The following is a 13,589-nucleotide window of genomic DNA, read 5'->3' as shown; positions in this document are numbered from 1 at the left end:
GGTGCGCTCCCTCGCAGCGCTATAGCGTCTTCAGATACTCGATCAGGTCGTAGCGCTCTTGTTCCTTGAGCACGCGGCCGATAGTGCCGTCCTTGCCGGGGCCTGGCGTGCCATCGAACGAGTGGCCGGCATTGCTGTTACCGAACATCTCGGTGCCGTCCGACGCTCGCGTCGAGAAGCGCGACTGCCCGGTCTTGCAGCTCTCTCCGTCGGCGACCGCGAAGCCGACCTGCTTCGGATCGTAGTCGCGACCACCGCCCATGCAGAACGATTTGGGGCGCTCGGCTGCGGGGCTCAGCATCCAGTAGAGCGAGGGTACTGATCCGTTGTGCAGGTAAGGCGCGGTGGCCCAGACGCCGTTGAGCGGGCGCGCGCGATACCACGGCCCCGGCTCCGTCTTTTCGGGCGGCTGAGGACCGGGGTTGGGGCAGTTCTTGCGCTTACCCCACCAGGCCTGCTGATCCTTCGGGTCGATCTTGGCGTCGTCCATCGCTTTGCGGCTGACGATGTCGACGAGCACCATCAGGCCAAGCGAGTACGGCATATCGGTCGAAGAAACATCCGGCAGATTGCAGCTCCACCAGGCATTGAGTTTCTGCGTGGGATCGAGCTTGAGAAAGCCCGGCACCTGAACCGTTCGTGTCGCTAGCACGCTGGCCTGAGCGGGGTCGGTCCCCATGCCTTTGGCGCTTTTCTGGACCTCGTTCAGGAATTTGTCGTCGCCGATGGTTTCCCACCGCGACGACGACCAGATGCTCTGGTCGGGAAACTCGCTGTCGAACACCGGATCGTTCACCGGCCCGAGATGGCATTCGGCGCAGATCTGCGCGTAGAGCTTACGGCCGTTCTTGACGCGTTCGCCATCGATCTTCCACGCAGCATCGCCAAATATGTCCGACGGCCATTTCGGCGATGTCAATCCTGAGAGCTGCTTTTTCGGATGGGGCGCCGACCCCTTCAGCAGATCCTCGATCCAGTTCAGATTCTTGATGTCCATCGACGAGCGGAACAGCGTGTCCTTGGGCGTATTGTCGGACAAATTGAGCAGCGCGGTCACGCCCAGCGCTTCGCCGGCGTTGCGGATCAGCGGTTGTTCGATGGACGCGTCATATTGCGCGAATTTGAGCCAGGGCACGGTCCAGATCGGCGGGAAGCTGACCGGCGCATCCTTGGCATGCAGATTCTTCTCGAAGCCGCTGAGGCCGCTGAGCGTCATGTCCTGGGCGAAGACCTGATTGCCGATGCGGTTGAGCGCGTCGAGGCGGCCGTATCCTTCCTCCGTGTCCTGCTGCGGCTCTTCCCGCTTCGTCTTCTCGTTGAACCTCGTCTTGCCGTCGATGGTCTTTGCGTAGGTCTTTTCCCAGTCGATCAGGAATGTGCTGATCGTGCGCAGCTTCTGCTTCAGCGCATCGCGATCCGCATCGCTGGCGGAGGCGCCGAGCACACGGTCGGCGAAGCGCGTGAAGCGACCCGGCACGAGGAGAGTGTAGGCGATCGACAGGCCGGTCGTGACCTCGAGCTTCCTCAGGTCGGTCATCGCCGGGCCGCCGTCGAAACGGATGTCGATGCCTTTGTAGTGGATCTGGCCGGTGTGGCAGGCTGCGCAGGTCAGGCCGATCCGGTCCTCGCCGATCTTGCCGGTCGCGGGATCGGGCACGCCGGTCATGCGCGCAAACCCGACGGGCAGGCCGTCGACGTTTTCAGCCTGGGCACCCCAGTTAACCGGCGGATCCCAAAGCCGCGCCGGCACTGGCTTCGTCTTGTCGTAGACGTTAGCATAGCCGAACCGGCGCAGCGTGGCGTCGTCGGTGTTGATCGTCTGAGGGCTGGGGATGAAGCCGAAGCGCTGCAGATGGTCGCTGTCATGCAGCATTCCGGGCTTTGCGAAGAAGTGGAGCCGCGGCTGCTCGAGCGCCATGAACCAGCTATAGGGCACCGGGAAGGTCGCGGTGCCCTGGCTGGCGTGATGAAACCAGTGCCGGTCTTCCAGCGCCCAGTTTTGCTCGAGCCAGTACGCGGCGCGGGGTTCGACGTGCTGCGGCAATGGCGGCGCTACGAGGTCGCCGAGGATGCCGGGCAGCATCGGCTGGAATTGATCGGGAAAGCGCAGCGCGACGACGCCGAAGAGAAGGAGCGCGGCGACCAATCCGCCGGCAGCGCGCAATATGAGCGAGGGCGGTTTGACCGGCTGGGCGACGATCCGCTGGGTGATCCTGTCAGGTAATTTGCGCTCGTTGAACAATGTCCTCACCTCGGCCACGCTGAGATAGCGGTCATCACCCTGACCCTTGCCCATGATCTTGAGCAGGATCGGCCATTCGAACTTCATCAGGATCGGGTAGTACCAGCGCGATTGATTACCGGCGCGCTTGAGATTGTCGGCCATGAAGGTCTGGATCTGCGCGGCGTTGAGTCCGGTCTCGGCGCCGCCATCGGGATCGGCATAGGTGCCGCCGAAGCTTGCGAGTCGCGCAATCTCGTCCTCGTTGACGCGCCCGTCGACGCTAAGGATGCGCGAGCCGGCACCGAGCTTGTCGAGCGGGCCGCCGCGCAGCGCATTGAGCTGTGCGCCCCAGAAGAGGCTTTGCAGAATGTGACAGGCTCCGTTGGCGATCAGCGCGACGCCGCGGACCTGGATGCGAGCCGAGGTCTTCTTCAGCCCGGTCTCGCCGCTCGCATTTGCGATGGTCTGTGACAGCGTCCGCAGCGGGACGGTGCCGCCATCGACAAAACCTTCGCCCACGAGGCCGCGCAGGAACGGACAGGGATTATTCGGCGAGACCTGGATCGAGGGATCGAAAGGGGGCTTCGAGGCGGGGTCGTTCATGGCCCAAAATCCTGAGAACGGCGAATCGTCAAATGCAGGCGCGCCGATCAAGCGCGGAAAGTCCTAACAAACCGGCATCAGGCTATACTACTTCAGCGTGTAGCGAAGTGTGGCTGAATTCACTGTCCTAGCAACAAAAGCGGGCCGGAGGGCGCCGACGAGTTGCCGCTGACCGCGGCCCGCCGGTCAGGACTCCGCCGCGCGTTTGACGTCGCTCTGGATCAAGGTCAGCCTGGCGAGCGGCACCCCCGCTTTCAGAAGCCCGTCGCGGTAATGGGCGAGGTCCTCGGGCCGCTTCCAGTGGAAATTGCGCAAGTGCCGGTCCACGTTCAGGGTCGGGTAATGGCCCATGAGCACGCCGGCGGCTTCGGTGGCTTCGCCGGTGCGGCCCAACTGCGCCAGCGCCGCGGCCCGGATCGCCAGCGCCTGCATATGGTTCGGGTTGATGTAGAGCTGCTCGCGGGCCCATGACAGCGTCGCGTCGTACTGCCCCAGCAGATAATGGCTGAAAGCGTTCAGCGCCGCCCATTGGTAGCGCGGGTCGCTGTTGTCGCGCTGCGAGGCCATCGAGAACAGCTCGATCGCTTCGCGATGCTCGCCGACGATGAAATGGCAGATGCCGAGCACGCCGCGTGCGCCGTTGTCATAGGGGTTGAGCGCGACGGCCCGCTTGGCGGCGTCCATCGCCGCCTCGTAATGCCCTTCCATCCCGTGCGCCCAGGACAGGATCGAGAAGGCGAAGGAGGAGCGCGGGTCGAGCCGCACGCTGGTCTCGGCGAGCTTCATCGCTTCCGCCCACATCTCGCGCGTGCCCTTGATCCAGCCGAACTGGATGCTCTGGATCTGGATCGTGGCGAGATAAGCGTGCGCGATCGACAGTTTGGAGTCGAGCTTGATGGCCTCCCCGAACAGGTCGATGGCGATGTGCAGATCTTCCTTGGTCTGCCGGTAGTAATGCGACAGCCCCTTGAGGAAGCGGTCCCAGGCGGTCACGTCGGTCGAGAGCCGCGCCGGTGCCGATGCTTCCGCCCGGACGATCTCGGTGGCGATGGCGGCGGACAAATTGGTGGTGATCTCGTCCTGCATCGCGAAGAGGTCGCCGATGTCGCGGTCGTAGCGGCCGGTCCAGAGCTGCTCGCCGGTTTCCGGCGCGATCAGCTCGGCGGTGACGCGAATCTTGGCTCCGGCTCGCCGCACCGAGCCCTGGATCAGGTATGTGGCGTCGATCTCCCGCGCGATCAGCCGGGTGCTGACATTGTTGCCCTTGAAGGCGAAGGTCGAGTTGCGGCTCAGCACGCGATAGAACGATTGCAGCGACAGCGCGTGGATCAGATCCTCGGTCAGTCCGTCGGAGAAATATTCGTCCTGGGCATCGCTGAGATTGGCGAAGGGCAGCACGCCGACGATGGCGGTGCGGTACTGTTGCGACAGCGCCGATGCTTCCCGCAGCTCGGGGGCCAGCGCCGGTGTGCCTTCCGGGGACCAGGTCCAGATCGCGACCGGGTCCTTGATGTTCTTGAGGCGATGGTTGCCGCCATCGACCAGCGGCACGGTCAGATGCCGGCTTGCCTCCTTGTAGGCCTTGGCCGAGATAGCGAAGCCGCCGGGGCTCGCCACGGATTCGAGGCGGACGGCAATGTTGACATCGTCACCGAACACCTCGTCCTCGTCGGCGATGACGTCGCCCATATGGATGCCGAGCCGGAACTGCATGGCGCGGTCGGCGGGCAGATGGTGGTTGCGCTCCGCCATCAGCGTCTGCATCGCGATCGACGCCTCGGTGGCGCCAACGATAGAGGGGAACTCCAGCAGGAAGCCGTCGCCGGTGTTCTTGATGACGCGGCCGCCGTGATTGAGGATGATGGGATGGATCGCGCTGCGGTGGGCCTTGAAGGCGGCATGGGTGCCGGCCTCGTCGCTGCCCATCATGCGCGAATAGCCGGCGACATCGGCGCAGACGATAGCAGCCAGACGTCTTTCCATATTCCGGGGCTCCAGAGACTTGGAAGGGATCTGTGACCGGCCACGGCGTGGCAGCCGCCTCGAATCCCGCATATCAAGAACCGTGCCTTTATAGAGCAGATGCGGCCGAGCGATAGTATGATCCGCATTGCAAATTCGAGGTAAATACTCCGCAAATCCGGCGGTGGACGGGGGCGGGTGAACCGACTAAGCCCGCCGCTTGAGAAGCGGAGCGGGGGCGGCGGGGGCACCTCACATGCTGGGCATTCACGAAATCTGGCTCTTCATCCTGTCGGGCGTGCTGCTCAACATCACGCCGGGGCCGGACTCCGTCTATGTGATAGGACGCAGCATGCAGATGGGTTGGCGAGGCGGCGCCGCTGCCGCGCTCGGCATCAGTTGCGGCTGCTTTTTCCACGTTGCGGCCGCGGCGATCGGCCTGTCGGCCCTGCTGATGGCCTCGTCGACTGCGTTCTCGATGCTGAAGCTGGTTGGCGCGGCCTATCTGGTCGTAACAGGACTTCAGATGCTGTGGTCGCGTCCGGTGCTGGCCTCGGCGATCGACGAGCCGGTGCGGAGTTCGCTGCGGCGGGTCTTCTTCCAGGGCATTTTCACCAACGCGCTCAATCCCAAGGTCGCGCTGTTCTTCCTGGCCTTCCTGCCGCAATTCGTCGCAGCCGATTCCGCGCACAAGCCGCTCGCCTTCCTGACGCTCGGCCTGATCTTCATCTTTACGGGGACGCTGTGGTGCCTGGTGCTGGCGGCGTTCGCGGCCAAGGCCGCGCACCGCCTGCGGAGTTCGGAGGGCGCAATCGCCTGGGTCAACCGCGCGCTCGGCGGCCTCTTCATCTATCTCGGCATCCGCGTCGCCATGCTGGAGACGCGGTAGCTCGTTCGAACGAATGACTGGTGCAGCCCGCGATCGGCCAGGTAGAGGCCGCGCGGGAGGGAGGTTTCGATGGTTCGTGGAAGCTGTCTCTGCGGCGCCGTGCGTTTCGAGGTCGATCAGGTGCGCGCGCTGACGCATTGTCATTGCGCCAATTGCCGCAAGCTCACGGGCGCTGCGTTCGCCACCTACGCCCATGTCGATGCCGACAAGTTTCGCTTCGTCGCCGGCGAGGACATGACCGTGGCTTATGAATCCGCGCCGGGGAGTTTCCGCTATCGCTGCAGGACCTGCGGCTGCCTGACGCCGGGCAGGGCGAGCTATCTGCCGACCGTCAGCATTCCCGCCGGCCTGCTCGACGACGATCCGCAAGTCAGGCCTCGCCTGCATGTCTTCATCTCATCGCGCGCGCCGTGGTGGACGATCCAGGACGATCTGCCCCAGCACGAAAAATGGGTGCCGGGCTTCGAACCGAAATCCTGAGCGTCTCAGGCAAACTCTTTCGCCAGCGCGCTGCCGGCGAGATAGAGGCCGAGCAAGATCATCGCGATCAGGAACCAGCGGCGAAACGCTTCCGCCGGCATCCGCGCCCGCACCGACTGGCCGATGAACATGCCGGCAAAGGCCATGGCCATGCCCACGGCGCCCGGCACGGCGTTGGCCGGCGTCAGCAATCCGCCGGCGGTCAGGGTGAAGGCGAGTGCCAGCGTCGCGGTCGTGAAGAACACGCCGAGCGCCTGCACGAGCTCGTCCTTCTCCATGCCGATCGCCTGCATGAACGGCATCGAGGGGATCACCTGCACGCCTGTCGAGGCCGAGATCATGCCGGTGATCACGCCGACCACGCCGCCGACCCATTTCTCGTTCTCTGGCGCGACGTGGAACTGGAACTTGTTCAGCCCGATCACCGCGTAGATCACCAGCAGGACGCCGAGCACGATCGTGCCGTAGCGCGCATGCGGGCCGGTCAGTGCGCCGGCATTGAGCCAGCAGCCGATCACGGTGCCGATCATCAGCGGCCAAAGCCGCCTCAGGATATCGCGCAAATAGGGGCCGGCGAAGGTCTGCCAGATGTTGGTGACGATGGCCGGCACGATCACAATGGCGATTGCGCGGCTTGGCGCCATGCTCACCGCGAGCAGGCCCATGGACACCGTCGGCAGGCCGAGTCCGACCACGCCCTTGACGAATCCGGCGATCAGGAAGACGGCAGCGATGACAATGAGAAGCGGGTCGATCATACCGGGCACATTGACCGAAGCCGCGTGCCGGCACAATCTGGAGGTTACGGAGACAGCCTTCGTCACTGACGAAAGCTGCGGAGACCAGCCATGCGTTTCGACCTCGTCGACCTCCAGCTCTTCATCGCGGTCGCCGACCAGCGCAGCATCACCCGCGGCGCGGAGCGGTCGCATCTCGCCTTGGCCTCGGCCAGCGCCCGCATCAAGGGGCTCGAGGATGCTCTAGGCGTCGCGCTGCTCAAGCGCGGGCGCCGCGGCGTCGAATTGACCGCGGCCGGCGAGAGCCTGCTCGAGCATGCCAGACTCGTGATTCATCAGGTCGACGCCATGCGCGGCGACCTCGCCGGCTTTGCCAGTGGCGTGCGCGCCAGCGTGCATTTGCTCGCCAACACCTCGGGGCTGTCGGAGCATCTGCCGAAGGCGCTGGCTGGCTTCCTGCGCGAGCATCGCGACGTTGCCATCGACATCGAGGAGCGCGAGAGCACCGACATCGCGGCGGCGATCACCGCGGGCGCCGCCGATCTCGGTTTTGCCGCCGAGCATGCGCTGCCCGATCATATCGAGCGCTTCTCCTTCAGCGAGGACCGCCTGACCCTGGTCACGTCGCGCCGCGGCCCGTTTGCTGGCCGCCGCCAGATCGATTTTCAGGAGGCGGGTGCCTGCGACTTTGTCGGACTGACCAGCGCCACCGCGCTTCAGGTCCATATTTCCAAGCATGCCGCACGGCTCGGGATGCGTCCGCATTTCCGCGCGCGGTTGCGTGACTTCGACGCGATCTGCCAGATGGTCGCCGCCGACGTCGGCGTCGCGCTGGTGCCCGAAGCCGCCGCCCGCCGCTGCGCCAAGCTGATGCCGCTCGCCATGGTCCGCCTGCGCGATGCCTGGGCGAACAGGCGCCTCGTGATCTGCGCGCGCAGCTTCAAGGCGCTGCCACGGCCGGCCAAGGTGCTGGTGGAGCATTTGCGGGCAGAGGCGGTGTGAGAGCTTAGCGGGATGTAGGGAGACTGTCGAACGTGCTCGGCCTGCATGGTTCGAGACGCCCGCTTTTAGCGGGCTCCTCACCATGAGGGTCTGATATTCAGCCAGCCGCAAAATGCGACCTCATCCTGAGGGCCCGCCGTAGGCGGGCGTCTCGAAGGATGGGCCACAGGCGAGCTACTTCGCCGTCTCGACCCCAGCGTCCTTGATCACCTTGGTCCATTTCGCGGTCTCGTCCGCGATGAATTTCCGAAAATGCTCTGGCTCGTCACCAACAACCTTCGCGCCCTGGGCGGCGAGCTTTTCCTTCACCGCGGGATCCGCCATCGCCTTCGTCGCCAGACCATGCAGCGCCGCGACGATCTCCTTCGGCGTGCCCTTCGGCGCCACCATGCCGTACCAGTTCTCGATGCGCAGGTCGGGAAAGCCCGCTTCTGCCGTCGTCGGCACATCAGGCGCAGTCGGTGAGCGCTCGGCCGAGCCGACCGCGATCGGCCGCAGAGCGCCTGCCTTGACCTGCGGCAGCAGCACGGGCAGGTCCAGGAACGTCATCTGCACCTGCTGGCCCAGCAAATCGTTCACCGCCGGCGCGGCGCCGCGATAGGGCACGTGCACGATGTCGATCTTGGCTGTCAGCTTGAACAATTCACCGGCCAGATGCGGCAGGCTGCCCGGGCCGGAGGAGGCGAAGTTGAGTTTTCCGGGCTGCGCCTTGGCCAGCGCGATCAGCTCGCCGATGTCCTTGGCCGGCACGTTGGTGGCGACGACAAGCATTTCCGGCACGATCGCAACCAGCGTCACCGGTGTGAGGTCGTTCAGCGTGTCGTAGGCGACCTTCTCCATGCTCGGGCTGATCGCAAGCGCGCCGGCGCTCGATATCGCGATGGTGTAGCCGTCAGGCTGGCTCTTTGCGACCGCGTCGGTGCCGAGCACGCCGCCCTGGCCGCCGCGATTGTCGATCAGCACCGGCTGGCCCGACAGCTCCGACATGCGCTGGCCGATCACGCGGGCGATGATGTCGTTGGGGCCGCCGGCCGGGAACGGCACGATCAGCTTGATCGGTTTGGCGGGGAAATTCTGCGCGGACGCCAGCGTCGGCAGCAGCAGGACCATAAGGAGGAGCGTACGGCTGATCTTCATGCGGGCTCCTGCAGGCTTCTTGACGACCTATTGGTTGAGCAGTTTCAGTGCTTCTTCGTGAACCCTGGCGTCACCGGCGGCGATGATGCGGCCGCCGCCTTGCGCCGGCTTGCCTTCCCAGGTGGTGACGACGCCGCCGGCGCCGGTCACGATCGGGATCAGGGCCGCGATGTCGTAGGGCTTCAGCTCGGTCTCGACCACGAGGTCGACGTGGCCGGCCGCGAGCATGCAATAGGAGTAGCAATCGCCGCCATAGCGCGACAGCCGCGCGCCCTTCTCGATCCGGCCGAAAATGGCGCGGTCGCGCTCGTTCATCAGCAACGGGCTGGTGGTGTAGGTCGTCGCTTCCGACAGCGAAGCGCAGCGGCGGACCTGGAGCCGGCGCTCGCCGGAGGGGCCATTATAGGTAGCCGAGCCGTTGTCGCCGGAGAAGCGCTCGCCAATGAAGGGTTGGTGCATCATGCCGTACACCGGCCTGCCCTTGTGCAGCAATGCGATCAGCGTGCCCCAGATCGGAAAGCCGCCGATGAAGGATTTCGTGCCGTCGATGGGATCGAGCACCCAGACATAGTCGGAATCCTCGCGCTCATTGCCGAATTCCTCGCCGACGATGCCGTGCTGGGGAAAGCTGGCCTTGATCAGCCGCCGCATCACCGCTTCGGCGGCGCGGTCGGCCTCCGTCACGGGGTCGAAATCCTTGGTCTTGCTCTTGTCGTCGATCGACAGCGAAGTGCGGAAGAACGGCAGGATGGTTTCGCCGGAGGCGGTCGCGAGCCGTCCGATGAAGGCGGAGAAGTCGATCACCGTCACGGCGTATCCTCAAAACGAAAGTCGGGTGAAGCTTGCTTCTGCCTAGCTTAAATCGTCTCTCGCGTGCAGCGCTGTCTTGATTTGCTCCCTGGTATTTTGGATGCCGGCGCCAGCTGCCCCCTCCGCCATGGGCTGGCCAAATATCGATCATTGAGTTGAAAACTTAGTTCCGAGCATGCCTTGTTCGTATGCAAACGACTATCAACCCATTGAATTTCCTTATCAAAGAAACTGAATCTGGGTTTCTGTATAAGCAATTGAGCCATGTGCGTTTTGCATGGGAAACGGCTCAAAAGCCCTTGCACTTTGTGCGTCGCGGCCGCATATTGTTGCGGTGCGGTAGCGCTCTGCGTTACCGCTGCCCTCCTTGGGCGTTTCCTCCCTAGACTTGGGCCGCTTCTTCATCAGAAGCGGCCCTTTTTTCTTAGAGCCTCCATCTTCACTTCAGCCGCGCGAAAATGCGAAGCGAAGATTCGGCGTTCGATCTGCTTGCAGCTGTGTTGGGTTGATCCGCGACGTGATCCCGCGGCGACGGCTTGTGCCTATTCCGCCGCGGCCTGGAACGGGCCGAGGTCGCCGAACGGGATCGTGGTCGCCAGCACGTCGGCGAGCACCCCGAAGTCGGAGGCAACCTGGCCGAAGCGAGGACCGCGCTCGCGCCGCCGCTCGTCCATGTAGATCCCGCGGTTGAGCTCGAGCTGCACGGCGTGCAGGCCGCTCGCGGGATTGCCGTAATGCTCGGTGATGAAGCCCCCGGCATAGGGCTTGTTGCGGCCGATCGAATAGCCGAGCCCGCCCATGGTCTCCTCGACCCTGTCGGGAAGCAGCGGCGTGCAGCTCGTGCCGTAGCGATCGCCGATCACGATGTCCGGCCGGCGCGGCTCGTCGCGGGAGACGCCGACCGAGGGCATCGAATGGCAATCGACCAGCACCACGGTGCCGAACATCTGGTGCACCTTGTTGATCAGCCGGCGCAGCGCGCGATGGTAGGGCTTGTAGAGCGTCTCGATCCGCGCCAGCGCATCGTCGACCACGATGCGGTCGCGGTAGATCTCCTGGCCGTCGCCGACCACGCGCGGAATGGTGCCGAGCCCGCCCGCGACCCGCATCGAGCGTGTATTGGCAAAGCTCGGCAGGCGGCCGGTGAACATGCGGGGATCGAGCTCGTAGGGCTCGCGATTGACGTCGACATAGGAGCGCGGAAAATTGACCCGCACCGTCGGAAAGCCGCGTTCGCTGAGATGGCCGATCAGCTCGTCCATGAAGGAGTCTTCCGAGCGCCGCAGTGTCCCCAGGTCGATCCGCGATGCGCTCAGGAATTCGTCCGGGTAGGTGGAGCCGGAATGGGGCGAGTTGAAGATGACCGGCGCGCGCCATTGCGCGGGCTCTACGATCTCGAAGGCTGGCGACATGTCGCCGTCAAACCGGGTCATCTTCTCAGGCTTCGTCCCTTATTCCAGGCTGGGTCCCTTGCGCCGCAGATTTCGCAAAGAGGCCCGGATCGAATGATTCGGCCGATCAAGCGGCTCTTATGTGTCGTCATTGTCCGGAATCGCAACCATTCTGCCAAGCGAAAAGATGTGATCGGAACTGGAACATGTCTTAACCGTGCGGGCAGCGAGGCGGGGACTGCAGCGGGCGGCGCGATTGATTCGTGCCGCGTTCGGGTTCACAAAGGGGGCCGCGCCGGTCGGGCCAGGGTAAAGATTTTCACCCGAAATTTACCCTCTGTCGGGCTTAGTGAACTTTGCTGATGCCTTGTAATTGCCTTGGGGATTCGACGTTCCAGCCATGCCAAAGATCCTGCTCGCCGAAGACGACAACGACATGCGACGTTTCCTGGTCAAGGCGCTGGAAAACGCCGGTTTTCAGGTTTCGTCCCATGACAACGGCATGGCCGCCTATCAACGGCTCCGCGAAGAGCCGTTCGAGATGCTGCTCACCGACATCGTGATGCCCGAGATGGACGGCATCGAGCTCGCTCGCCGGGCTTCGGAACTCGATCCGGACATCAAGATCATGTTCATCACCGGCTTCGCCGCGGTCGCCCTGAACTCGGATTCGGACGCCCCCAAGAACGCCAAGGTGCTGTCCAAGCCCGTGCATCTGCGCGAATTGGTCAGCGAAGTGAACAAGATGCTGGCGGCCTAAATCGGCCCCCTTCGGTCCTTGCACCGGCTCCCCTGAGCCGTTATAGGGACCCGACCCGATCTAGACGACATCTAGGGCGCGTAGCTCAGCGGGAGAGCACTACCTTGACATGGTAGGGGTCACAGGTTCGATCCCTGTCGCGCCCACCATCTTCTTCAATAACTTAGGCGCCCCGCGTCAGAGGCCTGAAGAGGTGGTTTCCACGAAATTTCCATGAGGGGTCATATCGGCGCTGCCCCTTCCGTACGAAGCCGGGTGTCGGAATGCGGGCACTCGTCGCCAGACCGCTGGAGAGGGATGCCGAAGCATAGCCTGGCTTCCCCCGCGTTACCGCGAGGGTAACGCAGAAGACCGTCCCTAGCTCATGTCTCCGTCTCGAGGAAGAATAGCCAGCGAGTGGCTCGCTTACATTCGGCCTCACGTCCGACCCTACGAGGCGCTGGGCCGGGGGCGGTGCGGGCCTTTATGACTTAGTCTCGTCTTTGCCCCTACCTGGCGTGAGGACGTCGGCAAATTGATGCACACAATGCAGCCCGAGATGCGACAGCGCGTTATTCTACTGGACGAGTAGACAGCTTTTGCAGCGCCTCCTCCCCACCGGGAAGGTTGGATCACAGAAACTATAATCCTAGTGTGGAGTTTCGAGTCCCTCTCCGGCTCCCGGATGACAAAGACACAGACAAACTGCTGCGGCGGCTACGCTATAAACATCCCGATAAAAAGCTTCTCGTTGGAATATCCGTCCAGCCCAGTGTGTCATTCTTAGAATTTAAATCGATCAAATTCAAAACGACAATATTTCACTCAGTAAAACTAGTACTGAACGCACTCAAATGAGGGCAGTCGAAGCCGAACAGCGTCGTTCGTATTCCGAGTGACAATCATTTATCAATTTTTTGGAGTTATTTTTTAACGTTGATCAAAAAACCGCGTTAGTTTTGGTTTGGCAGTCTTTTATTGGCGTCGCCAGAACGGCAACTTCCCCATCCGTACCTTGAGCAGTGCAGGCTCGACGAATGACGAATAGTCGCACATCGACGCGTCCGTGGTTGCCGGACGAAGAGGCGGAACTTCTATCGCTCTTTGCTTCGGGTGTTACAGCTGAGCAAGTCGGCGAACGTTTACACCGCAGCCGCCAAGCAGTTTACGCCCGACTGCAGCGCTTTCAAAAACAACATGGGAGAGCAAGTCGGGTGAGCGGGAAATCGTTTGCTCAGTTGCCAAAGTGATCGAGCATCGCGATCGATCTCCAAGCGAAACTGGCGATGCTATAGAAAGCTCTCGACGACATAGTCCCCGCCACTCTCCGCGTGTAGGCCGACGATTGGATTGGGTAGGCAAGCGGCGACTTGCCTACGATATGAGGCGGCACAGGAGCAGTACCGGTTTGGTCGTATCCATCACCGGACCAGACGGGACGGACCTATTATCGGCTCGCCATCAGTGCTCGAACAATCGGTGCAATGTCCCGTCATATGGCGGATTCGACGCGGCGGTGTTATGCGTTTGCGCCGGATACGCTGTGTCAATGAGCTCCCCAAATTAGGATCTGCCTATGCTGGAAGACACCATGTGCCCGGCACTCGTTGAGGGT

The 13,589-nt window shown here is 63.1% G+C and carries 11 protein-coding genes and 1 tRNA gene; 6 read left to right on the top strand and 6 right to left on the bottom strand.

Features of this window, described 5'->3' with window-relative positions; genetic code table 11:
* Positions 1-19: 19 nt before the first annotated feature.
* Entirely contained in the window at positions 20-2,827 is a 2,808-nt protein-coding gene (locus WHZ77_RS29815) for a di-heme-cytochrome C peroxidase (protein WP_375311215.1), read from the bottom strand.
* 186 nt (positions 2,828-3,013) lie between these two features.
* Entirely contained in the window at positions 3,014-4,810 is a 1,797-nt protein-coding gene (locus tag WHZ77_RS29810; RefSeq protein ID WP_375311214.1) for an adenylate/guanylate cyclase domain-containing protein, read from the bottom strand.
* A gap of 235 nt (positions 4,811-5,045) precedes the next feature.
* On the opposite strand from WHZ77_RS29810, the gene WHZ77_RS29805 reads away from it, so the two are divergent.
* A complete protein-coding gene (locus WHZ77_RS29805; RefSeq protein WP_375311213.1) occupies positions 5,046-5,678 on the top strand; it encodes a LysE family translocator in 633 nt (210 codons plus the stop codon).
* Between the two features lie 69 nt (positions 5,679-5,747).
* Complete coding sequence (locus WHZ77_RS29800; RefSeq protein WP_375311212.1) at positions 5,748-6,158, top strand: GFA family protein; 411 nt, start codon at positions 5,748-5,750, stop codon at positions 6,156-6,158.
* Positions 6,159-6,163: 5 nt separating this feature from the next.
* Here the strand turns inward: WHZ77_RS29800 and WHZ77_RS29795 are convergent, their stop codons facing one another.
* Entirely contained in the window at positions 6,164-6,916 is a 753-nt protein-coding gene (locus tag WHZ77_RS29795; protein WP_375311211.1) for a sulfite exporter TauE/SafE family protein, read from the bottom strand.
* A gap of 90 nt (positions 6,917-7,006) precedes the next feature.
* On the opposite strand from WHZ77_RS29795, the gene WHZ77_RS29790 reads away from it, so the two are divergent.
* The gene (locus tag WHZ77_RS29790) at positions 7,007-7,897 is read left to right on the top strand and encodes a LysR substrate-binding domain-containing protein (protein WP_375311210.1); all 891 of its coding nucleotides are present in this window, start codon (positions 7,007-7,009) and stop codon (positions 7,895-7,897) included.
* A gap of 174 nt (positions 7,898-8,071) precedes the next feature.
* Here the strand turns inward: WHZ77_RS29790 and WHZ77_RS29785 are convergent, their stop codons facing one another.
* The 3 genes from WHZ77_RS29785 to WHZ77_RS29775 form a co-directional block, all read right to left on the bottom strand.
* Positions 8,072-9,034 carry a Bug family tripartite tricarboxylate transporter substrate binding protein gene (locus tag WHZ77_RS29785; RefSeq protein WP_375311209.1) on the bottom strand — a complete coding sequence of 321 codons (963 nt, stop codon included), beginning with the start codon at positions 9,032-9,034 and terminating at the stop codon, positions 8,072-8,074.
* A gap of 27 nt (positions 9,035-9,061) precedes the next feature.
* Positions 9,062-9,844: a histidinol-phosphatase gene (gene hisN, locus WHZ77_RS29780; RefSeq protein ID WP_375311208.1), complete on the bottom strand. Its 783-nt coding sequence runs from the start codon at positions 9,842-9,844 to the stop codon at positions 9,062-9,064.
* Positions 9,845-10,386: 542 nt separating this feature from the next.
* On the bottom strand, positions 10,387-11,277 hold the full coding sequence (locus tag WHZ77_RS29775) for an N-formylglutamate amidohydrolase (protein ID WP_375311207.1): 891 nt from the start codon (positions 11,275-11,277) through the stop codon (positions 10,387-10,389).
* 358 nt (positions 11,278-11,635) lie between these two features.
* Here WHZ77_RS29775 and cpdR point away from each other — a divergent pair, with 358 nt between their 5' ends.
* From cpdR to WHZ77_RS29760, 3 genes are all read left to right on the top strand, one after another.
* Positions 11,636-11,995 carry a cell cycle two-component system response regulator CpdR gene (gene cpdR / locus WHZ77_RS29770; protein ID WP_007597092.1) on the top strand — a complete coding sequence of 120 codons (360 nt, stop codon included), beginning with the start codon at positions 11,636-11,638 and terminating at the stop codon, positions 11,993-11,995.
* Between the two features lie 74 nt (positions 11,996-12,069).
* Positions 12,070-12,144: transfer RNA gene (locus WHZ77_RS29765), tRNA-Val, on the top strand.
* A gap of 867 nt (positions 12,145-13,011) precedes the next feature.
* The gene (locus WHZ77_RS29760) at positions 13,012-13,224 is read left to right on the top strand and encodes a helix-turn-helix domain-containing protein (protein ID WP_375311206.1); all 213 of its coding nucleotides are present in this window, start codon (positions 13,012-13,014) and stop codon (positions 13,222-13,224) included.
* The last annotated feature ends 365 nt before the right edge of the window (positions 13,225-13,589 follow it).

Source organism: Bradyrhizobium sp. A5 (assembly GCF_042076515.1).
Lineage (GTDB): Bacteria > Pseudomonadota > Alphaproteobacteria > Rhizobiales > Xanthobacteraceae > Bradyrhizobium > Bradyrhizobium cosmicum.
The sequence above is the reverse complement of the archived record's forward strand: the minus strand, read 5'-3'. Positions and strand labels throughout refer to the sequence as shown.